Annotated in this window: 20 protein-coding genes and 2 pseudogenes; 12 read left to right on the top strand and 10 right to left on the bottom strand. The window is 64.9% G+C overall.

From position 1 onward, the window contains the following. Positions 1-103: 103 nt before the first annotated feature. The 4 genes and pseudogenes from ehuR to WS96_RS21815 all read right to left on the bottom strand — a co-directional run bounded on the left by ehuR (position 104) and on the right by WS96_RS21815 (position 3,593). Complete coding sequence (ehuR, locus tag WS96_RS21800; RefSeq protein ID WP_059826908.1) at positions 104-1,516, bottom strand: MocR-like ectoine utilization transcription factor EhuR; 1,413 nt, start codon at positions 1,514-1,516, stop codon at positions 104-106. A gap of 176 nt (positions 1,517-1,692) precedes the next feature. Continuing rightward, complete coding sequence (locus WS96_RS21805; RefSeq protein ID WP_059835286.1) at positions 1,693-2,496, bottom strand: HpcH/HpaI aldolase/citrate lyase family protein; 804 nt, start codon at positions 2,494-2,496, stop codon at positions 1,693-1,695. Positions 2,497-2,561: 65 nt separating this feature from the next. Continuing rightward, a pseudogene (locus tag WS96_RS21810) lies at positions 2,562-2,696 on the bottom strand (acyl-CoA dehydrogenase family protein); the annotation flags it as partial. A 36-nt stretch (positions 2,697-2,732) separates the two neighbouring features. Further along, on the bottom strand, positions 2,733-3,593 hold the full coding sequence (locus WS96_RS21815; RefSeq protein ID WP_059835290.1) for an FAS1-like dehydratase domain-containing protein: 861 nt from the start codon (positions 3,591-3,593) through the stop codon (positions 2,733-2,735). Between the two features lie 329 nt (positions 3,594-3,922). On the opposite strand from WS96_RS21815, the gene WS96_RS21820 reads away from it, so the two are divergent. From WS96_RS21820 to WS96_RS21850, 7 genes are all read left to right on the top strand, one after another. Continuing rightward, complete coding sequence (locus tag WS96_RS21820) at positions 3,923-4,402, top strand: MarR family winged helix-turn-helix transcriptional regulator (protein WP_034208849.1); 480 nt, start codon at positions 3,923-3,925, stop codon at positions 4,400-4,402. Then, positions 4,399-6,522 (top strand): FUSC family protein, encoded by a 2,124-nt coding sequence (locus WS96_RS21825; protein WP_059835292.1) that lies wholly within the window; start codon positions 4,399-4,401, stop codon positions 6,520-6,522. Before WS96_RS21820 ends, WS96_RS21825 begins: the two co-directional genes overlap by 4 nt. 34 nt (positions 6,523-6,556) lie before the next feature. After that, positions 6,557-6,769, top strand: coding sequence for a DUF1656 domain-containing protein (locus WS96_RS21830; protein WP_006481008.1), 213 nt, complete (start codon positions 6,557-6,559; stop codon positions 6,767-6,769). 1 nt (position 6,770) lies between these two features. Further along, a complete protein-coding gene (locus tag WS96_RS21835; protein ID WP_059835294.1) occupies positions 6,771-7,739 on the top strand; it encodes an efflux RND transporter periplasmic adaptor subunit in 969 nt (322 codons plus the stop codon). Next, positions 7,736-9,232: an efflux transporter outer membrane subunit gene (locus WS96_RS21840; RefSeq protein WP_059835295.1), complete on the top strand. Its 1,497-nt coding sequence runs from the start codon at positions 7,736-7,738 to the stop codon at positions 9,230-9,232. The genes WS96_RS21835 and WS96_RS21840 overlap by 4 nt, the downstream gene beginning before the upstream one ends. 182 nt (positions 9,233-9,414) lie before the next feature. Further along, entirely contained in the window at positions 9,415-9,840 is a 426-nt protein-coding gene (locus tag WS96_RS21845) for a TOBE domain-containing protein (RefSeq protein ID WP_034208845.1), read from the top strand. Between the two features lie 75 nt (positions 9,841-9,915). Beyond that, positions 9,916-10,503, top strand: a complete 588-nt coding sequence (locus tag WS96_RS21850) for a nitrogen fixation protein NifQ (RefSeq protein WP_059835297.1) — start codon at positions 9,916-9,918, stop codon at positions 10,501-10,503. Positions 10,504-10,849: 346 nt separating this feature from the next. Here WS96_RS21850 and WS96_RS34575 read toward each other — a convergent pair. Both WS96_RS34575 and WS96_RS21855 read right to left on the bottom strand, forming a co-directional pair. Beyond that, a pseudogene (locus WS96_RS34575) lies at positions 10,850-11,149 on the bottom strand (EamA family transporter); the annotation flags it as partial. Between the two features lie 255 nt (positions 11,150-11,404). Continuing rightward, positions 11,405-12,076, bottom strand: a complete 672-nt coding sequence (locus tag WS96_RS21855; protein WP_059782005.1) for a ProQ/FinO family protein — start codon at positions 12,074-12,076, stop codon at positions 11,405-11,407. A 638-nt stretch (positions 12,077-12,714) separates the two neighbouring features. Here WS96_RS21855 and WS96_RS21860 point away from each other — a divergent pair. Further along, positions 12,715-13,299 (top strand): DUF2889 domain-containing protein, encoded by a 585-nt coding sequence (locus WS96_RS21860; RefSeq protein WP_059835300.1) that lies wholly within the window; start codon positions 12,715-12,717, stop codon positions 13,297-13,299. Positions 13,300-13,407: 108 nt separating this feature from the next. Here the strand turns inward: WS96_RS21860 and WS96_RS21865 are convergent, their stop codons facing one another. Continuing rightward, complete coding sequence (locus WS96_RS21865) at positions 13,408-13,899, bottom strand: flavodoxin family protein (protein WP_027786281.1); 492 nt, start codon at positions 13,897-13,899, stop codon at positions 13,408-13,410. 173 nt (positions 13,900-14,072) lie between these two features. Beyond that, on the bottom strand, positions 14,073-14,726 hold the full coding sequence (locus WS96_RS21870) for a TetR/AcrR family transcriptional regulator (RefSeq protein WP_059835301.1): 654 nt from the start codon (positions 14,724-14,726) through the stop codon (positions 14,073-14,075). An 83-nt stretch (positions 14,727-14,809) separates the two neighbouring features. Here WS96_RS21870 and WS96_RS21875 point away from each other — a divergent pair, with 83 nt between their 5' ends. Both WS96_RS21875 and WS96_RS21880 read left to right on the top strand, forming a co-directional pair. Further along, positions 14,810-15,934: an MBL fold metallo-hydrolase gene (locus WS96_RS21875; RefSeq protein WP_059835303.1), complete on the top strand. Its 1,125-nt coding sequence runs from the start codon at positions 14,810-14,812 to the stop codon at positions 15,932-15,934. Positions 15,935-16,061: 127 nt separating this feature from the next. Beyond that, positions 16,062-17,078 (top strand): AraC family transcriptional regulator, encoded by a 1,017-nt coding sequence (locus WS96_RS21880; RefSeq protein WP_059835305.1) that lies wholly within the window; start codon positions 16,062-16,064, stop codon positions 17,076-17,078. Between the two features lie 342 nt (positions 17,079-17,420). Here WS96_RS21880 and WS96_RS33810 read toward each other — a convergent pair whose 3' ends face one another. Continuing rightward, the gene (locus WS96_RS33810; protein WP_156443676.1) at positions 17,421-17,609 is read right to left on the bottom strand and encodes a hypothetical protein; all 189 of its coding nucleotides are present in this window, start codon (positions 17,607-17,609) and stop codon (positions 17,421-17,423) included. A 1,032-nt stretch (positions 17,610-18,641) separates the two neighbouring features. Between WS96_RS33810 and WS96_RS21885 the strand changes: the two genes are divergently transcribed. Beyond that, positions 18,642-19,337 carry a ParA family protein gene (locus WS96_RS21885; RefSeq protein WP_006497839.1) on the top strand — a complete coding sequence of 232 codons (696 nt, stop codon included), beginning with the start codon at positions 18,642-18,644 and terminating at the stop codon, positions 19,335-19,337. Further along, positions 19,330-20,361, top strand: a complete 1,032-nt coding sequence (locus WS96_RS21890) for a ParB/RepB/Spo0J family partition protein (protein ID WP_059835307.1) — start codon at positions 19,330-19,332, stop codon at positions 20,359-20,361. The genes WS96_RS21885 and WS96_RS21890 overlap by 8 nt, the downstream gene beginning before the upstream one ends. A gap of 93 nt (positions 20,362-20,454) precedes the next feature. On the opposite strand, the gene WS96_RS21895 is transcribed toward WS96_RS21890, so the two are convergent. Then, positions 20,455-21,771: a replication initiation protein gene (locus WS96_RS21895; protein ID WP_034208836.1), complete on the bottom strand. Its 1,317-nt coding sequence runs from the start codon at positions 21,769-21,771 to the stop codon at positions 20,455-20,457. Positions 21,772-23,741: the final 1,970 nt, after the last annotated feature.

A 23,741-nucleotide genomic window follows, 5' to 3' on the forward strand; every position in this document is an offset into this window, starting at 1 on the left:
CGCACGCCTCGCGACGAATGTGATGCGATCCAGTCTAATGTTCCAAATCGCGCTTTCGAATGTCCTGATACATTGCGCGCGACATCGCGGCAGCGTCGCCGGTTCAGTGGAAATCGTTCAGGTGCGGATACTGTTCGAACACGCCCGCGATCGTCTCGAGCGCCGCGTTGCATGCGGCATCGGACGTTTCGGCGCCGATACAGACGCGCACCGCGTTCGGCCGCTCCGTGCCGCCGACGAGAAACGGATCGGGCGACGTCACCGCGATCTTACGGGTGCGCAATTCGCGGACGAGCCGCTCGGCCTGCCAGTAGTCGGGCACGCGCAGCCAAGCCGAAAGCGCATTCGGGTGCGCACCGAGCACATACGGCCCGAGCGCGGCCTTCACCATCTCCTGGCGTACCGCGAGCCGCTGGCGCTGCAGTTCGACGAGCCGCCGCGCGGTGCCGTCGGCGATCCAGCGCGTCGCGATTTCCGCGATCGGCGACGTCGCCATCCAGCTGCTCACGCGCAGCACGCTCTCGACGCGCAACGCGAGCCGCCGCGGCATCGCGAGATAGCCGGTCCGCAACCCGGTCAGTACCGATTTCGTCATGCTCGTGCAGTAGAAGCCGAGCTCCGGAATCAGGCTGGCGATCGGCGTGCCCGTCTTCTCGGGAAGCGGGCCGTACACGTCGTCCTCGATCACGTACACGCCGTAGCGCGTCGCGATGCGCGCGATCGACCGGCGCCGCGACTCGGTCATCAGCGACACGGTCGGGTTATTGAGGGTCGGCGTACACACGAGCGCGCTGATCCGCTCGCCGTCGCACATCTCCTCGAAATGTTCGGGACGAATGCCGTGCTCGTCCATCTCGAGCCCTTTCAGCGTAAACCCGAGCACGTTCGCGGAGCCGATCACGCCGTGATCGGTCAGGCTCTCGCACAACACGGTATCGCCCGGCCCGACGATCGACGCGAGCGCGAGAAAGATCCCGTGCGCCGCGCCGTTCGTGACCAGCAGCGATTCGCGATGCACCGGCATGTTCAGCGACGCGAGCCACGCGGCGCCGGCGTCGCGATGCGCGTCGAGGCCGGCGATCGGCCGGAACGAGCGGATCCACGGCTGATCGTCGGTGCCGGCCAGCGCCGCGCACACGCTTCGCCACGCGGCATCGTGCTCCGGCGTGTGCACGATGCGGGCGATCGAGAAGTCGACCAGTTCGCGCTCGGTCGTGTCGAGGATGTAGTTCGACATCGATTCGGTCACGCGCGCGGCCACGAAGCTGCCGCGGCCGACCTCGCAGCGGATCAGCCCCTGGCGTTCCAGCTCCTTGTATGCGTTGGTGACGGTCTGCACGCTGACGCCGAGGCTCGACGCGACGTCGCGCTGCGGCGCGAGCCGCGCGCCCGGCGCAAGCGCGCCGTTTTCGATGTCGCTGGCGATCGCCTTCACGAGCCGCTTGTATTTCGACTCGATGCCGTGCACCGCGCCGATCGCGTCGCGCCAGCCTGCCGATACCTCGGTCCGTCCCATCTCGATGTCTCCGTCGTGGCTTGCGCATGGTCGCTCAGAAAGCCACCCCGAAAATATTGTCCTAGTGCAATCGCGCGCGAAAGCAGGACTTGCGGGTCGAATCGGCGGTGCAATCGGCGTGCCCGGCAAGGGGGACGGGCCGGTCCTTTATTGTTCGGACGAATGTCGCGGGCTGCCTACCCGCGCAAAATGCGCCGCGCCTTCCGGATCACCGGCGTGTCGATCATCCTGCCGTCGAGCGCGATCGTCGCGCCGCCGCTCGCATCGACGGCATCGAGCACGCGCCGCGCCCACGCCTGTTCCGCGTCGGTCCACGCATAGGCGCGGTGCACCGCGTCGAGCTGCTTCGGGTGAATGCACAGTTTCCCGCCGAAGCCGAACCGCCGCGCGTAGCGCGCATGCCGTTCGATCGCGGCGGGATCGTCGATGAACGTCGACACGCCGTCGACCGGCGGCGCGATCCCCGCCAGCCGCGACGCGAGCACGATCCGCGAGCGGAACGCGTTCAGCGCTTCGCCGTCGCCGTCGATCCCGAGATCGACCTGGAAATCGAGCGTGCCGAACGCCACGCGCACGACGCGCGGCGCGGCACACACCTGATCGAGCCCCGCGATGCCGGCCGCCGTCTCGACGATCGGCAGCAGTTCGAGCGCACGATGCGCGTGAGCGAGCACCGCGTCCACCTGCGCACGCGTGTCGCACTTCGGCAGCATCACGCCGGCCACGCCCGGATGCGCGGCGATCACCGCGATGTCGTCGGCGAACCATGCGGTGTCGGCTGCATTCACGCGCACCCACACGGGCCGCGCGGCATCGAGTTGCGCGACGACCGCGTCGCGCGCCGCCGGCTTGCCGTCCGGCGGCACCGCATCCTCGAGATCGACGATCACCGCGTCGGCGCCGGCCGCCCGCGCCTTCTCGAAGCGTTCCGGACGATTGCCGGGAACGAACAGCCACGAACGGGCAGACGCGGACGTCATGCCGAGGCCTCCGGAAACAGCGTGCCGATCGCGTCGCACGACGCGGCCTGCCGCGCGTCGGCAAGGAGCCGCTCGACCTCGGCGTCGGGATAGCCGCGCGCGTCGTCGATCCGGCGGAAATACTCGCCGGGAAACTGGCTGCACAGGTCGCGCACCGCTTCGCGGATGTCCTGGCACGGGTCGTGTTGCGTCGTCTGCATGTCCGTCGTCGATGAAGGAAAAAGGCAGCAAGCGCGTCATACGAGGGTCGCCGTGGCCTGCATCGTCAGCCAGCCGTCGCGATCTTTCGCCCACAGCTCGATCGTGCGGCAGTCGTCCGACGGCTTGCCGCACAGCGTGAACGGCTCCGAATCGAAGGTCGGGCGCACCGCGCGGAACGCGAAGCTCGCGAGCGTCGCGTCCGGCCGTTCGCGGTGCACGAGATCGACGAGCAGCGTCGCGATCAGCGGGCCGTGCACGACGAGCCCCGGATAACCTTCTTCGTGCGTCACGTAGCGGCGGTCGTAGTGGATGCGATGGCCGTTGAAGGTCAGCGCCGAATAGCGGAACAGCATCACCGCGTCGGCCGTGACCGTACGCGACCACGTCTCGTCCGCGGGCGGCGCGACCGGCTTCGGCGCAGGCGCACCTGCCTGCGGCGCGTCGCGATAGACGATGTCGTGCTCTTCCTCGACGCACAGCGCGCCGCCGGATTCGATCCGGTGCTGCACCGTCACGAACACAAGCCGGCCGCTGCGGCCCGTCTTGTCCTCGATGTTCGCGATCGTCGATTCGCGCGTCGCGCGCTGCCCCGCACGCAGCGGCGCATGGAACGTCAGCCGGCCGCCGGCCCACATGCGGCGCGGCAGCGGCACCGGCGGCAGGAAGCCGCCGCGCTTCGGGTGACCGTCCGGGCCGACCTCGGCCAGCGGCGCGATCGGCAGGAAGTAGAGCCAGTGCCACATCGGCGGCACGACGTCGCCAGGCGACGGGCGATCGAGCGTGGCGGCCAGCGCGTTCAGCGGGAACGCGGTGATGTCGTCGCCGAGCGTTTCGGTCTTGCCGAGCCACGCGTCGAGCGATGCGGACGTGGCGGGCTGCGAGGATGAGGTCGACACGGGCGGAGCCTCCGGTGCGCTTGCAATGGCCCCAATATGCACGCCGCGCGCGGGTTCGTGAAGTCGGCTTTCCCGAACCGGGACTTCGTATTTGCTTGACGCGGCCGTGCGTCGTGCGTCGTGCTGCCGGGCGGTTCTCGTCTGACTATTCAATATAGTCGCCGCGCCGGACGTGGGCGGTTCGGGGTCGCCAGCCTTACGGCTTGCCCCCGGCCGGCGCGCCGCCTAAATTGCTTCAGACGGGTCGGCCGTGCCGCATACGACGTGTCATCCGGGTGACGAAAAACGATAGTTTGCTATCGAACGTTTTTGCCCCTATCATCTCGCCCATGACCAATCTGCACGACCTCCGCCTTGCCGTCAGCAGCCTGCTCGTGCTCACCGCGCGCAAGTGGCGCCGCACCAGCGACGGCGTGCTGACCGCGTACAACGTATCCGAGGCCTGCGCGACGCCGCTGCTGATCGCCGGCCGCCTCGGCGAAGGCGTGCGGCAAGGCACGCTCGCCGAGCACGTCGGCATCGAAGGGCCATCGCTCGTGCGCCTGCTCGACCAGCTGTGCGCGGCCGGCCTCGCCCGCCGCGACGAGGATCCGCACGATCGTCGAGCGAAGACGATCTCGCTGACGGCCGCCGGCCGCGCAATCACCGCGAAGATGGAGGAAGACCTGCGCGCGCTGCGCGCACAGGTGCTCAAGGGCGTGTCGCGCGCCGATCTCGAAGCGACGCTGCGCGTGCTGAACGCGTTCAACGCGGCCGATCTGCATCCTTCGGCGTCGCACCCGTCCCGCCCCGTCGATTCCGCGTCATGACCTATCCGAGCCTTCGCGACTGGCTGTTCTCGGGCAAGACGTTCGCCGCGTCGATGCTGGCACTGTACCTCGGCCTGTATTTCCAGCTGCCGCGCCCGTATTGGGCGATGGCGAGCGTCTACATCGTGTCGAACCCGTTCGTCGGCGCGACGCGCTCGAAGGCGTTGTACCGCGCGCTCGGCACCGCGCTCGGCGCGGCCGCCGCGATCTTCTTCGTGCCGCCTTTCGTCGAGACGCCGCTGCTGTTCAGCATCATCGTCGCGACCTGGTGCGGCACGCTGCTGTACCTCGCGATCTCCGACCGCACCGCGCGCAGCTACGTGTTCATGCTCGCCGGCTATACGATGCCGCTGATCGCGCTGCCGACCGTCACCGATCCGTCCACGGTGTTCGACGTCGCGATCGCGCGCACCGAGGAAATCGTGCTCGGCATCGTATGCGCGAGCGTGGTCGGCAGCACCGTGTTCCCGAACCGGCTCGCGCCGACGCTGATCGAGCGCACCGACGCATGGTTCAAGGACGCCGCGTTCTACGGCCGCGAAACGCTGTCCGGGCATCTGGCAGGCAAGGCGCTGTCCGCGTGCCGGCAGCGGCTCGCCGCGACGATCACCGGCCTCGAATTCCTGCTGAGCCAGCTGGGCTACGACCATGCGCATCCGCGTGTGCTCGCGCGCGCGCAGGCGCTCGCGGGCCGGATGCAGCTGTTCCTGCCGCTGATGTCGTCGCTCGCCGATCCCTTGATCGCGCTGATGCGCGACCTGCACGTGCGCCCGCCTTCGCTCGACGCGCTGCTGGCCGACGCCGCGAAGTGGTTCGACGCGCCGCTGCCGGCCGTCAAGACCGGCTCCGACGGCGACATGGCGCACGATCCGGTCGCGGACGACCTGCGCGAGCGCATCGCCGCGCTGCAGCCGCCCGACAGCGCGCTGGCGAGCTGGGACGGCGCGCTGCTGTCGAATGCGCTGTGGCGGCTGCGCCAGGTCATCGACATCTGGCAGGACTGCCGCTCGCTGCGCGCGCTGATCGCGAACGAGTCGGGCGTGTGGCAGCCGCGCTACCGGCACTGGCGGCTCGGCGGCACCGAGCGCTTCTTCGATCGCGGGATGATGCTGTTCTCGACGCTGACCGTCGTGTTCGCGATCGTGTTCGCGTGCTGGCTGTGGATTTCGTCCGGCTGGCACGACGGCGCGGCCGCCGTCACGCTCGTGGCCGTGTCGTGCAGCTTCTTCGCCGCGCTCGACGAGCCGGCGCCGCTGGTGTTCAAGTTCTTCCTGTCGACCGCCGCGAGCGTCGTGTTCGCGGGCCTGTACCTGTTCGTCGTGCTGCCGCACGTGCACGATTTCGCGATGCTCGTGCTGATGTTCGCGGGCCCGTTCATCCTGATCGGCACGCTGCTGCCGCGCCCGCAGTTCAACATGGTGACGATGCTCGTCGCCGTGAACACGGCCACCTTCATCAGCATCCAGAGCGCGTACGAAGCCGATTTCTTCGTGTTCCTGAACAGCAACCTCGCGGGCGTCGCCGGGCTGCTGTTCGCCTACGTCTGGACGCGTGCGACACGCCCGTTCGGCGCGGAACTCGCGGTGCGGCGCCTGCTCCGCTCGGGCTGGGAGGACGTCGCGCGCTCCGCGTCGACGCAGCCGCTCGACGATCAGCGCAACCACGCATCGCGGATGCTCGACCGCGTCACGCAACTGCTGCCGCGCCTCGGCGCGTCCGACGACCACCGCCACCCGTCGATCGAGAGCTTCCGCGACCTGCGCATCGCGCTGAATGCGCTCGACTTGCGCCGCTCGCGCCGCCGCCTGTCGGGCGACGTGCCCGACGCGATCGATCGCGTGCTGGCCGGCGTCACCGATCACTACACGCGCTGCGCGGCCGCGAACGCGCGTCAGCCCGCGCCGCCCGCGCTGCTCGCGACGATCGACGACGCGCTGCAGCGCGTGGCCGGCCGCACCGTGCCGGGCGCCGCGCTGGCCGACGGCGCGGCCGCACCCGCGGCGCCAGCCACGCACCGCCGGCTGCGCGACACGCTGCACGCGCTCGTCGGCCTGCGCCTGTCGCTGTATCCGGCCGCGGCCGCGCAAGCGCCGCAGGCCCCGGACGGAGCGCGCGCATGAGCCGGCTTTCCACCCTGTCCTTCCGACCGCGACCATGATCGGCGAAATCGATATCTTCGGCGTGTTCGTGCCGGCCCCGCTCGTACTGATGCTGATCGCTTACCTGATCAACATCGTCGTGCGCGCGGTGCTCGAGCGCGTCGGCTTCTACCGCCTCGTCTGGCACCGTTCGATCTTCGACCTCGGCATCTACGTGTTCGTGCTGGCCGCCGTCGTGATCGTGTCCCACCAACTCGTGGCTACCTAACGTGAAAAAAACCTGGCTCTCGGCAGGGCAAGTCCTGCTCACCCTGATCGTCGTCGTCGTGGCCGGCCTCGTGCTGTGGCGCATCATCAACTACTACATGTTCTCGCCATGGACGCGCGACGGGCACGTGCGCGCCGACGTGATCCAGGTCGCACCGGACGTGTCGGGCCTCATCACGTCGGTGCAGGTCGCCGACAACCAGGCCGTCAAGCGCGGCCAGGTCCTGTTCGTGATCGACCAGGCGCGCTACGCGCTCGCGGAGCGGCTCGCCGAAGCAACCCTCGCGCAGCGCCGCGCGACGCTCGCGCAGGCGAAGCGCGAATACGCGCGCAACCTGCAGCTCGGCAACCTGGTCGCGAGCGAACAGGTCGAGGAAAGCCGCACGCGGGTCGAGCAAGGCGAAGCCAGCGTCGCCGATGCACAGGTGTCGCTCGACACCGCGAAGCTGAACCTGCAGCGCACGACGATCGTCAGTCCCGTGGACGGCTACCTGAACGACCGCGCCCCCCGCGTCGGCGAATACGTTCCGGCCGGCCGCGCGGTGCTGTCGGTCGTCGACCGCGACTCGTTCCGCGTCGACGGCTACTTCGAGGAAACCAAGCTGCGCGGCATCCATATCGGCCAGCCGGTCGACATCATCGTGATGGGCGAGCCGCATGCGCTGCGCGGTCACGTGCAGAGCATCGTCGCCGCGATCGAGGATCGCGACCGCACGCAAGGCGCGAACCTGCTGCCGAACGTGAACCCGGCATTCAGCTGGGTGCGGCTCGCGCAGCGCGTGCCCGTGCGGGTCGTGCTCGACGAGGTGCCGGACGATTTCCGGATGATCGCGGGCCGCACCGCGACCGTGTCGATGCGCGGCGCCGAAGCGCGCCGCGACGACAACGCGAAACCGGTTGCCGCCAGCGCCGCGTCGGCGGCCCCGGCTGCGTCCGGTACGGCCGCGAGCGCCGTGGGAGCATCGCAATGAAGCGGCACGGTCTGCGCGTCGCGGCGACGCTCGCCCCGCTTGCGCTCGCACTCGGCGCGTGCAAGTCGGTCGGCCCCGACTACAAGCTGCCGCAACAGGCGTACGTCAATGCGCCGCTCGCGAACCATGCGCTCGACGACGCGAACGGTGCGCTGGTGTCGCGCGACGCGGTGCCCGGCAACTGGTGGCAACTGTACGACGACCCGGTACTCGACGGGCTCGTGCGCGATGCGCTGAAATCGAACACCGACCTGCGCGTCGCCGCGGCGAACCTCGCCCGCTCGCGCGCGGCGCTGGTGGTCGCCAACGAACAGGGCGGCTTCTCGGGCCGCGCGGAAGCGGCCGTGCAGCGTGCGCAGGAATCGGCCGAACAATACCTGCTCGAAAACAAGCTGCCGGTCGTCAACGAAGGCGCGGTCGGCATCAACGTGTCGTACGAACTCGACCTGTTCGGCAAGCTGCGGCGCGGCGTCGAAGCCGCACGCGCGGACAGCGAGGCCGTCAAGGCGGCCGGCGACCTGGCGCGCATCACGGTCGTCGCCGACGTCGTGCGCGCGTACGTCGAAGCATGCTCGGCCGGCGACGAACTCGCGATCGCGAAGCAGTCGCTCGCGCTGCAGCGGCAGCGCGTCGCGCTGTCTCAGCGGCTGCGCGACGCCGGGCGCGGCAACCAGACCGACGTGACGCGCGGCGTGACGCAGGTGCGCACGCTCGCCGCCGACATTCCGCGCTTCGAAGGCCGCCGCAAGATCGCGCAGTACCAGCTCGCCGCGCTGCTCGCACGCGCGCCGGCCGACCTGCCGAAAGCCGCCGCCGAATGCGAACGCCTGCCGAAGCTGCGTCAGCCGATTCCGATCGGCGACGGCGCCGCGCTGCTGCGTCGCCGTCCCGACGTACGCGAGGCCGAGCGGCAGCTCGCCGCCGCGACCGCGCGGATCGGCGTGGCGACCGCCGCGCTGTACCCGTCGGTCAGCATTGGCGCGTCGGCCGGCTCGGTCGGCGTCGCCGCCGACCTGTTTTCGTCCACCACGAATCGCTGGTCGTTCGGCCCGCTGATCAGTTGGTCGTTCCCCGTCAACGGCCAGCGTGCGCGCGTGCGCGAAGCCGAGGCCGCGACGGGCGGCGCACTCGCGCACTTCGACGGCGTCGTGCTGAATGCGCTGCGCGAAACGCAGTCGAGCCTCGCGACCTATGCGGCCGACGTGCAGCGCGCGGATGCGCTGCGCACCGCCTACGAATCGGCCCGCAATTCCGCTGCCGAAACGCATCGCCTCTATGCGGCTGGCCGCGAATCGTTCCTCTCCGATCTCGACGCGACACGCACGCTGACGAGCGTGCAAGCGCAGGTCGCGGCGGCCGAAGGTCAGGTCGCGGCCGACCAGGTGCGGCTCTTCCTCGCACTCGGCGGCGGTTGGGACAGCGATGACGCAACGGCCGCAGCGGACGCCGGCGCCGCCGCCGCGGCACCCGCGACCGGCGCGTCGGCGCCGTAGCATCATCGCCGTCGGCACGAAACGCATGCATGATGCAACGTGCCGTGACGGTGGGGGTTCCTGATTCGCGCGATAACAGCCGCGACGCGCTGCGCTCCCGCTTTGACGGTACACTGGCCGATGCATTTCCATTCATCTGCCACGCGGCCGCCCCGGCCGCGGCATCCACCCGGAGAGTCATCATGCGAACCAGCGCCCGCAACCAGTTCGCCGGCCAGATCGGCGCCGTCAAACCCGGTGCCGTCAACGACGAAGTCACGCTGCGCACGCAGGACGGCCTCGAGATCGTCGCCGTGATCACCCACGGCAGCGCCGCGTCGCTGGGCCTCGCGGCCGGCACGAAGGCGTTCGCGCTCGTCAAGGCGTCGTCGGTGATCGTGATGGTCGACGTCGACAGCAGCAAGGTGTCGGCCCGCAACTGCGTCGCGGGCACCGTCGCGTCGGTCGCGAAGGGCGCGGTCAATTCGGAAGTCGTGATCAAGTCCGCAGGCGGTGCGGAGATCGTCGCGATCGTCACCAACGACAGCGTCGATCGTCTCGGCCTCGCGAGCGGCACCGCCGCATCCGCGATCTTCAAGGCATCGAGCGTGATCGTCGGCGTCGAGTGATCGCGTGACGAACGCGATGGCGAATCATCGTGCGCCGCGTAGAAGTGCTAACGGACTCTTGCCCGGAGACTGACGATGACCGCTTCGGCCGATCGCACGCATGAACGGGTGTTGCAGTCGTTGCAATCGGCAGCGACCAACGTCGATGTGCCCGACGCGCAGTTGTTCGGTGCACTCGTCGCGGCACGCGCGGGTCGCAACGAACTCTCGCTGCTGGGCTTGTCCGCCGGCCAGTTCGCCGGCCTGCTGGCCCGGCAGTTTCCGCATCTGCGATCGATCGATACCACCGCGCTCGCGCCGACGGTCGCGCCGCCACCGTTGCCGGCCGCCCACTCGGCATTCGTCGCGACGCTGCACGCACGGCTGATGGCCGACGCGAATCCCGCCGTCGCCCGCGACGATGCCGACTGCCTCGCGTCGATCGTCGCGCATGCATGCCTGCGCCCCGATCATTTGTGGCGCGACCTCGGGCTCGATGGGCGCGATGCCGTATCCGCGATGCTCGAGCGCTTTTTCCCCGCGCTCGCCGCGCGCAACGTCGCTCATCTGCGCTGGAAGAAGTTCCTTGCGCAGGAAGTGGCCGCGTCGCTCGGCGTGCCGCCCGCGCCCGCACCCGGATGCCCGGGTTGCGAGGATTTCGGTTTCTGTTTTCGTCGAGCGTGATGGTCGTCGCGGCGACGTGCGTGCCGATGTCTGTTGCGTCGCATCGTCAGCCGGAACCCGTCGTGATGCGACTTCGACGCCATATCGCGCTTTCGCGCCCCCCCGCAGATCGCCGATATTCGCGCAACGACGACCGGATGTTCGTCAAACGCGCAGACCGGTTGTCGGAGTTGGTCCCGCACCTCCGACGCGATCCGGCGACGAGCGGCGTCCAGTGCGCGAAGCCCGCATCTGCCTCGACGACGTGACGGCAATCCGCATGCGGGACCGACGTTCGGCTGTGGGCGTTCCCATGAACGGTCACCTTGAAATGTGCAGCGTTCATCGCTGACGACACAGTCAGTTGTCGATGCCGGTGATGAATGTCCGGAAAATGCGCGTGGCTGTGCGTGATCGGCAGATGCACGGGCGAATGCGAGTGCGGTTCATCGCCGTCATACGGAAAGTCGCGTGCGTGCTGATGAGGATCGTCGTGCCGGTGCCGGTGCCGATGCTCGAGCCGCTCGTGCGCATGCGTGTGTTCGTGCCGTTCGCGTACGTGCAGCCAGATACCGAGCGCCATCAGCGCGGCCGCGATTGAGCACGTCGCGGGTAGCAGCGCGGCTGAGGTCAGCAGCGACAGCGCGCCCCCGAGCAGCGGGGCGACGCGCCGAACAATCAGCAATGCATATTATTTCGCAATCGAAACGTCGCACGCGCCAACGTCGATCGATGAACGTCAGTCGTCCGGTTGCGTTGTCTGTTCGACGAGGGAGGTAAGGGAGATGAGGTACCGGCAGGTTTTACGGCGGGGGAGGCAGTCCCGACCTGCCTCTGTCGAGGCAGGTCGGTCTGTCGTGTCATGCACTGCATGCGACTTGCATGCGGAGAAGCACCGTAGGGTCGACGCGCGTCGTGCGAATTACTCGTTGCCGGCCGCTTGTTGTTCGACCTGCGGCGCGGCGTCGGCCTGGACCTTCGCTTCCGCTTCGGCTGGCGCCGATTGCGGCGCGGCAGCGGCCTCGGCCTGCTGCTCGGCCTTCGGCTGCTGCGGCGCCCCCTTGGCCGATTGTGCCGCGCCCTTGCCGGGGCGACGCGCCTTCAGGCGGCGCGCACGCGCCGCGTCGTCGTGCGTCACGCGCCCGGCTTCGTTACCCTGCAGGTCGACGCGCACCGCGTCTTCGACGAGGCAGGACCAGTAGCGGTTGCCGCGGCACCACGTCGACATTGCTTCGCGCAGTTCGGCTTCGTTGAGGCCGACGGCCTGCGCTTCGCGTGCGAGGTCGTCCCAGATGCCGACCTTGAGCGGCACTTTGGGGGCCGGATTCTTCGGGAACGCGCGCGGAAACTTCCGCTGCAGTTTGCCGATTGCGACGATGACCGGATCGACCGGCGCCGACGGCTTCGCCGAAGCAGGCTTCGCCCGGTGCTGCGCCTTCGCGCCGGCAGCCGGCTTGGCGCCGCGGGACGGCTGGTCGCCGGACTTCGGCTTCGCGCCGGCGTCCGTCGGCGCAGCCGGCCGCTTCGCGTTGCGCTCCTGCTTGGCCTTCGCCGCGAGCTGCGCCCGCAATTCGGCAAGTTGTTCAAAACCCATAAATTCAATCCACCAGGAATATAAGGTGTGGTTCGTGCGGCCGTGCCGTTCGGCACAAAAGCGTCGCCGCCATGCGTGCGGCCGGCCTGCCGCCGGTGCGGAATACTACGGGGCCGCATCGTGCACGCCACTCTGTTTTCAGGCACCCGGCCTCGATGCCGGACAAGACAGGATTGGAAGTATACCGGTACGCGGGACGGCCGGTTGACTCGCCGGTCTGCATTTGCCCGATCCGCGACGCCGAAAATGCGCCCGCGCGGTCGTGTTGCGCATTATATGGATACGTTTCCGGATGTCACGCCATTCGCGACCGCTACCGGAAACGGGGCTGTGTGCGCACCCGGTCCGCAATCTTCCGCACGGCTACCGACGAACAGTGTCGTGCCGCATCCGCGACGTGTTGCGTGGCCCCCGACGTCGCGCAACACGCCCGACCGACCGTCGTTTGCGCCGGCATCGGTGCCCGACTCGTTGCGTCCGCATCGATCTCGCCGCGGACGAAGATATCGGAAAGTGCGTAGTATGGCCGAATCGACTTCGTTGGCAGCATGTCCCCGCAGCTTTTCGCCGCGCCCGATCGGTCCGGCGCGATCCCGTTGCCTGCGAAAAGACCCGGTTACTCACGATGGAGCGGATGCATGGTTTCCCAAGACGACACCCCGCACGACGACGTCACGCGCGAGGAGATTCACCATCGGCAGATCGACATGCGCGGCTATCGACGCAGCGATGGCCTGTTCGAAGTGACGGCCTGCCTCGCGGACCGCAAGACCAGCGATTTCACGCCACCCGGCGGCACGCGGACGGTCGCCGCGCTGACGCCGCTCCACGATCTCGGCGTGACACTGGTCTTCGACATCGACATGGTCGTGCGCGCCGTATCCACGTTCATCCGTTCGCATCCGTATGCGCAGTGTCCGGGCGGCGGCGACTCGCTGCAGGCACTCGTCGGATTGAACATCGGCGCCGGCTGGAACAGCGAGGTTCGCAAACGCCTGCCGTCCTGCGATACGTGCACGCACCTGAAGGAATTGCTCGGCCCGATCGCCACGACGGCCTATCAAACGATGGTCGGCATGCGGCGATCGTCGCTCGATTACCGCGACGGCGACGGCAAGCCGCTCAAGATCGACAGTTGCTACGCATACGGCGCATCGCGCGATCTCGTGAAGCGTCTTTGGCCCGAATATCACCAGCCTCCGGCGACGGCAAAGGGCAGCTAGCGCGCCGGCATTCGGCCGGTTCGGCGTTTGTGGAATGAATGGCATCGAACGAACGGCCGCAGAGCCTGCCTTCGTCGATTCGGCGGAGCGGCGCCGTCGCACCCGTCATCAGAAAACACCTAGCGCCAGCCCGGCGGCAAGCCCCGCGCCCAGTTCGGCGCAACGCGCGAGCGCGTCGCGGTCGATCGTCTTCGTCGCGAGAATACGCTCCGGCGTCTGGGCATGCGTGCAGACGATCAGGCCGGGCGCGACGTTCTTGAGCCGCCATCCGGTCGCGATCCGGTCGATCTGGCGCAATGCGTTCTGGCCGTCGCTTCCCGCGCAGATCATCGCCGCATACGGACGGCCGTTCACGCGATCGAGCGCCGCGTAGTAGCAGCGATCGAAGAAATCCTTCATCAGCCCCGACATCGCCGCAAGATTCTCCGGCGTCGCGAACAGGTATGCGTCGGCGGCCAGCACGTCGTCCGCGCTCGTCGCGTCCGCGCGCTGCAGCCTGACGTCGACGCCGGGCTGCTCGCGAGCCGCGCCGGCAGCCGCTTCGGCCATCTGCTGCGTGCCTCCGGTCATCGTGTGATAGACGATCAACAGCGTCTTCATGGATAGTTGCTCGCAATCGGCTTCGGATGCGCCGACGGTATCGTCGAGTTTGGCTCGATGGCCGGTCGGCACGGGTGGGCGCCATTTTTTGGTCGTCTTCCCCGGATCGGCCGGTTTCGCGCATTGCAACGATTTCGGTTGGCCCGCGCTTGCGGATGCTTCCGGTCGCGCATTCAGTCCTGCGTGCGATGCGATGCTGTGCCGTCGTCCGGTCGCGCGTAGTACGCGAGGAACATGTCGGCGGCCGATTCCGCCACTTTCTGCTGTTCCTGCGCCGTCAACGGCGGCTGGCCCATCGTGATCTGCGGCCAGAACGCGAATGCCTTCACGGCCCCATGCAATTGATGCGCGGCGAACACCGGATCGGCGACCGACAGACGACCGGCGGCCGCAGCCGCACGCACCCAGATCGTGACGTCTTCCTCGCGCTCGCCGAGGCGTTCGACCATGTCGCGCGCCCGTTCCGGCGAATGGATGGCCGCGCCGATCGCGACACGCGCCAGCGCGATGAACGCCTCGTCGTTCATCAACCGCAATTTGCGGTCGAGTAGCGCAAGCAGTTGCTCGCGCAGCGGCACGTCGGCGCGATAGGTCGGCGAGTTGCCGGTCCGCGTCGCATCCCACAGCTTGTTCAGGATCGCGGCGAACAGCGTCTCCTTGCCCGGGAAGTGGTTGTAGACGGTGCGCTTCGACACGTCCGCGCGCGCAGCGATGCGATCCATGCTCGTCGCATCATAGCCCGCTGCAAGAAATTCCTCGATCGCCGCGTCGACGATGGCCGCGCGCTTTCGGTCGGTCAGACGCTGAGGGGGAGTGCTGTTATCCATTCGGAAATTTTACACTGGGCAGTTTACTTATCCCAAAAATAAACTACACTGTTTAGTGTACTTTCTTCTCCGGATGAACCGACATGGCATCGCCTCTCGTTATGATTCACCGCATCTTGGGGTTCGCGGCCGCCCGACGTGGCCGGACGCTGTCCGGCAGTTCGCCGCAGCACAATGGCGAGCGCTTTGCCAATGTCGCCCCGCGACCCGCGGAAGGATTGGGGAAGACGTTGAGAATCGCATGGAACATGCTGATCAACAAGCCGCGTCATACCGTGCCCGCCGGTGCGTTGCCCGTCGATTCGCTGACCCGCGCGGAACTCGACGCGGCGCCCGATCGCAGCCTGTACCGGCTCGGCCATTCGACGCTGTTGCTGAAATTGCGCGGCGAATTCTGGCTGACCGATCCGGTTTTTGCCGAGCGCGCGTCGCCGTTTCGGCGCATCGGCCCCAAGCGTTTTCATGCGCCGCCGATCGCGTTGGAAGATCTTCCGCCGCTGCGTGGCGTGATTCTGTCGCACGATCATTACGATCACCTCGACCGCGACACGGTGCTCGCGCTCGCTGCAACCACGGGCGTGTTCGTGACGACGCTGGGCGTCGGCGATCGGCTGATCGAATGGGGTATCGACGCGAACAAGGTCCGCCAGCTCGACTGGTGGCAAAGCATGGACGTGGCCGGGCTGACGCTGACGGCGACGCCGGCGCAGCACTTCTCGGGCCGTAGCCTGTTCGACGGCAACAGTACGCTGTGGGCGTCGTGGGTGATCGTCGACGACGACCTGCGTCTGTTCTTCAGCGGCGATACGGGTTATTTCGACGGCTTCCGGGAGATCGGCGAACGCCTCGGGCCATTCGACGTCACGCTGATCGAAACAGGCGCCTATGATGCGCAATGGCCGTACGTGCACATGCAGCCGGAAGAAACCGTGCAGGCGCACATCGATTTGCGCGGACGCTGGCTGATGCCGATCCACAACGGCACGTTCGATCTCGCCATGCATCGCTGGCAGGAGCCGTTCGAACGTGTGACGGCGTTGGCGCTCGTGCGCGGCATCGAGCTGTCGACACCGAGGATGGGCGAACGCGTCGATCTCGGCGCACCGCACCGTGGTGAGCGCTGGTGGCGCACGGTCGACGAGCGCGCGGCAGCGCCGGCGGCGAAATCGCGACGCTGGCAGCTTTGCGCATCGCAGGCAACGAAGTAGCCCGCCGGTCGCGGCACGTGCCTCCCGAGTAGATGGCGGTGCCGCGATTCCGGGTGGCGCACGCGTTGCCGGCTTCGCCGCACGTCGGCGGGCTGTCTGTCGATCCGATTACCCGAGTAGAGAAGTCATGCATCCGGTACCCGTCCGATACATACCCGGCCAACGAGACGACGATGTCGACATCGCGACATTCGATCACGCAGGCCACCGTCCGACCCGCCGCAGCCGCGAGAACGAGCTGCGACAGATGCTCGCGGAACGCGTCGCGAAATGGACCGAAGGCGTCGATCACCTCGACACGGCCATTCCCAACCTCAGCTTTCATCGAAGGGAAGCGCCAACACTGCCGATGGAATGCATGGTCGAACCGAGCTTCGGCCTCGTCGTTCAGGGCGCGAAGCGAGTCATGCAGAGCGGAGACGCCTATATTTACGACGCCGACCGCTTTCTGATCACGTCCCTCGATCTACCCGGTTCGACGCAGATCATCGAGGCCAGCTCCGACAAACCGTTTCTCGGGCTGGGTCTCAAGCTCGATTTCCGCGTCATGGCCGAGTTGATGATGCAAGTCGCACCGGATCACGACGATACGCCTGCAGGCCGCGGGCTCGTCGTCGGCGACATGACAGAACCACTGTACGACGCGCTGAACCGGTTACTCGCGTTGCTGGACGACCCGAACGCCATTCCCGTTCTCGCACCGTACGTCGAGCGGGAAATTTACTATCGGCTGCTGACGAGCGACCAGGGCGCCCGGCTACGCCAGATTGCGTCCACCGGCAGTCAGTGCAATCGCGTGTCACGCGCGATCCGGTGGTTGCGCGCTCACTATGACGAGTCGTTGCGCGTCGATGATCTCGCGGCGCAGGTTCAGATGAGCAGTTCGACCTTCCATCACCACTTCCGTCAACTCACCGGCATGAGTCCGTTGCAGTATCAGAAATGGATACGGCTGAACGAGGCACGTCGGCTGATGCTGGCTGAGCGGCTCGACGCTGCGTCGGCGGCCTTTCGCGTCGGGTATGCGAGCCCAACCCAGTTCAATCGGGAATATAGCCGGCTGTTCGGTAATTCTCCGCGACGGGATATCGATAGCCTGCGAGGAGGCGCGGACGTCGCGCTATCGATCGTGGCGAGTTATTGATCGCGCTGGGCGACGGGGAAGATGTGCCGGCATTGGACGGGGCCGTGAAGTTGGGATCGGCTTCTCGCATGTGGGGTCAAGCGGACATACTCGTCGTCCGAAGATTACGGTGCACGGGCCGTGCTTCGGATTCCTTCCCTCCGGCCTGAGCGTCTTCTCGCGATGCTCTGAGATTCCAGGAATCGGGGGCCAACCTATGCGTTGTCACGTGACAACTGGCGCTAAATATAGGCGCACGTGGCGCCGAATTGGCGGCTCGACGCGACTCAGCAGAGCCTGGGCCTTCCGGCACATCGACAACTTTCTGCGGCGCCTGTCGCGAAACGTATTAAAAACCACAAATCACGTACCAATAAGAACAAATCCGCGCGCGATCTCACCCACTTTCTCCGTCGGTGCGCTGAAATAGCATACGCCCCCATTTCCAGGCGCCGTCACGCTCATTTTGCGTGAAACAACATGAAGAATGTGGCGCAAGCCATTGCCGTACAAGGATTTCCGGCGGACTGCGATTTTCAGAGAATGTTTCACGACCCGGCTCGTTTGGGTTGTCCCGCCGATCTGACACACTGATTCGGCGCCAATTGCAGCCTATATGCGCGGCAATCTCGACACTTTGCAGTCCTCGGGCGCAGAGCACCACTGTCTGTAACGAAGCTATCCCCTGCCCTACCGATCGGCGCCTGTGACAACGCCCACTCCCTTTCACAAAATAGGGACACATCAACGCCATTGCGATATCCCGTTTGAAGGATGCCACAACAATCGCCCCCGGTATCGTTTCAGCACGCGAGCGCACGCGCGACGATAGAGGAGTCAAACGTCCGGTCGTGTCCGGAACTCGCTAAACCAGAGGTCGATTGCGCGTCGCTTCATATTTTCCCCCGCTGTCCGAGCTTTCAAACATCGGCTCCTGTTGTCACGTGACAACTCGCCGATTCACTAACGGGCTCGGCGGACCTAAAGCTATCGACGACATCTTTTTCTGAGCATATGCCTGCTGCATAGTGAAGATCGGCCCAGCCGCGACAACTCCTTTGAGGATCGCGAAGTAGCGCCGACAGGGTGCGGGTGGAGGCGTTTGTCACGTGACAATTCATCTCGTTGCCGGATAACCATATGCGGTCATGGGCTGCGCACTAGGACTGGGACAAAGCGATTTCTCCCCGTTCGAGCATCGAAGATTCCTCGAGACGTATGCCCCTGGAGGAAGCCGGTGTTCAGCGGCTTGTCACGTGACAACTATTCACGCTCTCGACAACATCAACGGCCCGGATCCGTACCGAGCCGCGAATGAAATCAACGCACGATGAGGCACCAAGTGCTCGTGCAATGTCTTCGCGATCAATGTCGAAGAAAGTTGTATTCCTCCAACTTATGTTCCTTCTCAATCATGATCGAGCGCCTTGATCACGCCATTGCCTACGAATAGCGTCTTGGCCATTTGGCCTATTTGTCACGTAACAACCACAACGATCAATAAAAAGTCCGCGATCTCGAGTACTTTTCTGGACATTTCATGAATAACTACATATATTACGCAAAACTCCGTGGAGAAATTCAATGGCTTTCAAGATCGCCGTCAGTAATCAAAAAGGTGGAACTGGAAAGACGACCATCTCCGTCAATATCGCGGCTGCGTTCGAAGCCGGCGGCAACAAGGTCGCGCTGATCGATGCCGACCCCCAAGGCACTTCCGTCCGTTGGGTCACGAGTGGCGAGAACACACTCCCGATGACGGTCCTGTCGCTGGCGCCCGCCGGCCGCGGCATCGGCGGCGAGATCAAGAAGCAGGACGCAAATTTCGACGTGATCGTCGTCGACTGCCCCGGCAACCTCGAAGATCCGCGTATTGCATCCGTCCTCGAAGTGGCGGACTTCTGCCTCGTGCCGCTTTCGCCGTCGCCGGCCGATCTGTACAGCACCGTCGCGATGATCCGCATGATCGAGTCAATGCGCGCCGTTCGAAATCCTCAACTTTCTTCCGCATTAATGCTGAATAGCGTCAATGGAAAAACTAAAATGCGTGAAGAAATTTTAAAAATTTTAAGAGCTGAAGAAATAGGGGAGCATCTGCTCGATAGCCAGATCGCGCAACGCGAGGTCTATCGTCAGACGTTCGCACTCGGCACCACGATCCATCACCACAATCGATATCTGAAGGGCCTGAAGGAAGCCCGCGCGGAAATCGAAAAGCTGGTCACGGAAATGGCCCAATACATCGCGTCGACGCGCGCTACCGGAGCCGCCCATGGCTAAGGACACCTCGAAAGACAAGAAGCCGGCCGGCAACCTGCATCTGGCAGCCGGCCTGTTGCGCGGGCTCGCGCAGGAAAATGCGGCACTTGAGACGCGGCTGCCCGAGCCGGCGGCCGCATCGGCTGCCGTCGTCGAAGCGACGCCCGCCAGTGTCCCGGCAGCAACCGCGCCCGCCGGTACGCCCGATCTGGGCGCGCCGCAGAAGGTGCTGGTCAAGGACTGCATCCCGAACCCGTTCAACCCGCGCGTGTTCTACTCGGAATCGAGCCTGCACGAGCTCGCACTGACGTTGAAACGGGAAGGGCAGATCGAGCCGATCAAGGTCACGCGGCTCCCCGAATTTCCCGGCAAGCTCGTCGTGATCGACGGGCAACGTCGGCTGCGTGCGACGAGCATCAACGGCGACGAAACGATCAATGCGACGTTCCGCACGGATCACACGCCCGAGCAGCTCTATACGATCGCGTATCGGGCAAACCACGACCACGAACGCCAGACGATCTTCGACGATGCGGTCGCGTGGAAACGCCTCCTGGACGAAAAAGTCTTTGCCGACCAAAACACGCTGGCGGAGAAAATCGGCAAGGACAAGGCATCGATCAGCAAGACGCTGTCGCTGAATGCGTTGCCGAACACGTTGCTGGAGCGGATGGCCAGTGCGAGCGACGTGGTCGGTCTGCAGGCCGCGTACTTCCTGAAGCTGATCTTCGAACGTCTGGGCGAGCCGACGGCCGACCGGCTGCTGACGGCCGTGATCGACCGGAAGAAATCCGTCCGCGATCTCGAGAATTTCCTGCGGACGCAGAGCGACGGCGCCAAGAAAGCCGGACGCACGCGCTACAGCGTTCGCCATGACTTCGCGCTCGAATCGCGCGCGATCGGCCAGTTGAAGACTTATCCGGACGGGCGTCTGGACCTGCAACTCAAGGGGGTCGACGCATCCCACCAGGAAGCGCTTGCCGACAAGCTCAAGACCGTCATCGACGCGTACGTCGCCGATCTGGCGACGGCCACGTCGAAGTAACGCGCCACCGGCACAAGGCCTCGCCTCCGCGCGGCGCCGCGAAGCCGAACCGCACGACGGTCCGGCACACGGCGCACGACAGCGAGGCCTCGCTCAGTTGCCTGCGAGGCTGCTTTTGAGCAGGAATTCCAGCAGGTCGTCCGAGGTCGGCTCCCCCCAGGTGTCGAGCGCCAGCCATCGGAAGAAGCTGGTCTGCGCCAGCTTGCTCGCCTTCTTTTTCGGCGACAACGTCAAGTCCTTCGAACCCGCCACCGTCTCGTTGTAACGCTCGATCAGCTTGGTCTGGTCGTCGATCTCCAGTTCGCGGAAATACGCGCCGGCTTCCTCGACCTTCGCCGCCAGATATTTGTCGCGAATCTGTTCCTGCTTGCTCTGCGCGGATTCCTTCGCCGGCGCGACCGTTTCGGTTCCCTGCCCGTCGGCCAGCGTGTAACCGTGCGTCAAGGCCTTGCGGAAATACGCGGCCACGTTGTCGACGGGCGCTGCATTCTTCTTCGTAGTCCGATTGAGCGTATAGGCGATCGCCGCCTTGATGCGCTGCACGCCGTATTGCGTGATCAGCCGGCGCGCTTCCGAGCGCGGAATACCGAACTTCGCGACCTCGTCGACCAGCGCTTCGTTCTTGACGTCGCCGTCTTCGACCGTATCGGTGCTCTCCTTGCGTGTCACCTTGAACTGCACCGCTTCCACGCTGCGGCCGGATTTGTGTTCGATCAGCTCGAGCGTGTGGTCCGATACTTCGTTCACCTCCTGGATGCACGGCACCAGGACCTTGCTCTTGAACAGCTTGTATTCCTTGTACGACTGCGATGCCTTGTCCTGGCCGAGAATGAGGTCGCGGAATTTCGGCAGCGGAATCTTCGCGGTGATGCCGATCCCTTCGTAGCGCACGGTGTTTTCCCACAGCGCGAGCGAGTGCGACCGCCGGAACTCGCGAGCGATTCGCATATCGATCAACGCGTAGATTTCGGGATTGAGCAGCTCGCTGCGGATCTGGTCGGAGAAGCTGTACTTCAGCACCGATTGCTCGAGTTCGGCGCCGGCAAGCAGGCCCGACGCTTTCCAGACCGTCGAACGGTCCGCGGCCAGGTAGTCCCAGTTGACGACGGTACTGATCAACGAGTTGACCGTGTCCTTCACGTACTTCGTGTTGTTGCTGTTCAATCCGCTCTCGTGCGACAGCGACGCGATCGAGATCGAGAAGCTCGTCCGACCCGGTTCGAACGCCTCCTGCCGAAGCGCGTTCTTGATCAACGAGCTGAACATCTTGCGCTGCTGCAGACCGATCTTTCCCGACTTCGGCGCGATATGAATCGCCTGGACCGCCTTGCGCAGCAAGTCGGGAGGCTCGGGTGTCTGAAACAGCGAAACCTGTTTATCTGAGCCTTTGCTTGCGGGCTTGCGCGGCATCGTGGTGTCCGGGTAAGGTTGCCTTATTGAAAGCGGACTTTATACCTTTTCGTGCCGCGGAGCAACGCCCTTATTCCAGCATCACTTTCAATATCTCGCCTAACCAACTGATACAGAAGGAAAAATGTAGATTGTTGTGTTTGTGCAGGACCCCATATCCGTCTACCTTTCGATCAAAAAGCCTCCCAAAAGTCGCTACCTTTCCCGGGTGGACGGAGAAACCCGGCACAAGATTTGCCACCGCAAAGGTACCCGTCCATGGGGGCAAATGGGCGAAATCGAGAGCGCCGGGTGGATGCGTGATGCCCCGCAACATGACCGCGGTTTCTCCCATAACTTGCTACCTTCATCGATTCCCATAGGAGGGTACCTGTCAGCACCGTCGACGATATTGCTTTCTCTCCCGACGGTAGAAATCGCTCCCATAAACGGCAACCATTCATTTTTCCCATAAAAGGTAACCTGTCTGCGGTCCTGGTCCTGTCTATGGGAATGCTTCACGGGACCATCGAGCAAAAGGCAGCGAACGGATTGAGAACGAATCCCATGAATGGGTACCTTCGAGATCTCCCATAACGGGCTACCTGACGAAAATCGCTGTGCAAACATCGGACTGCCGATCGAGAAATGCATCCCAGAAAAGGCTACCTTCGTGTGTTCCCATAGATGGCTACCCAGCTCGATCTACGGTCGATTTCCCATAACCGGATACGTTCGCCCCATATCCACAACCCTGATTCCCCACAACCTGGTACCCCAAACCCCAAATCCACAGACCTGAAACCCCACACCCTGCCACCTGTGCTCCCATAAATGGGTACCGAACACCGTTCAAACCCTTGCCAGACAAGGATGTGAGCCGTCTAAAAGTAGTTAAAGAAGTAAACGTGGTTTACCAAAGATGTAAACACACGTGTGCTTGCACAAAAAGACGAGCCCCATAAACCGCTACCAATGGGAGCCGTCTGTGGGACACCAGCCGCCCAGCCCGGCCGCCTCAGGCTGACTTGCCTCTGTTTGAAGCCCTGTTCCTGGATAACGCCTTGCCTGACAAGGCATCCCCGAGAGGTGAGCGCCCACTCACAAGCTCCCAAACGTAGAAACTTATGGGAGGAAATCCCCCGATTCGGCATAGAGGTTCCCGTCTATGGGACCCGAAATCCTGCTCCTGGCCGGCTCGGTACCCGGTGATTGATCCGCGGAACGGATCCCGTCACTTTCCTTCACGGCAGTTCGAAATCATCCTGGACTGCCTGCGAGAAGTTTTTTGTCCTCGCGCAGCCTCGTCTGTAGACAAGTTTTTGTCGATCGCCTGTGACGTCGCTCGCCAGATTTAGCCTGTGACCTGTGCTCGGAGGCATCCGAGCCGAGCCGTTCGTCATCCCCCGTCCCGTCCGTTTTTCTACCTTTGGGAGCTCACCCGGGAATTCATGCCGACGCCGTCACAGGCAACGAGAGGACCGGACCCCGCCGGAAAACGGGCTCGGGACCGAGATGCCACCGCATAGAGGCCCGGGGCCGGACGATCGTTGCGAGCCAACGTGAAGATGCCGGCGGCACCGAAGCTCACCGCAATCGACTTCCACGATGCTCCCGAACATGCTCACCTTTAAAAAACCGGACTCCCGGAAAAGCTCACCGATCGGGCGCAGCACAGGTATCAGCAAGCGGTGTAGATTGCCGCTCCGTTCATATAAGGAATCGTCGATCCGAGCAACAAGAAACGATCGGTATCCCTGTGTGACGCCTGATGCGTCGACAAGCACGGTCGCATGGGCGGACAGACTTTCACAGCCATGTGCGCATCCGTCAGACGATCGCTGCTCGTTCATGTTGGCTTCAGCTCATCCGTGTAATCGATCATGCGACGTCTCCACCGCTCGCACAGCCCGCCTTTATCGTCGGACCTTGCCAGTCTCGACAACAAGCCGCGCGTCCACGGCTAGCCTTCTGCATTGCAAGGCGGCAAG

This window comes from Burkholderia sp. MSMB1835, assembly GCF_001526365.1.
GTDB lineage: Bacteria > Pseudomonadota > Gammaproteobacteria > Burkholderiales > Burkholderiaceae > Burkholderia.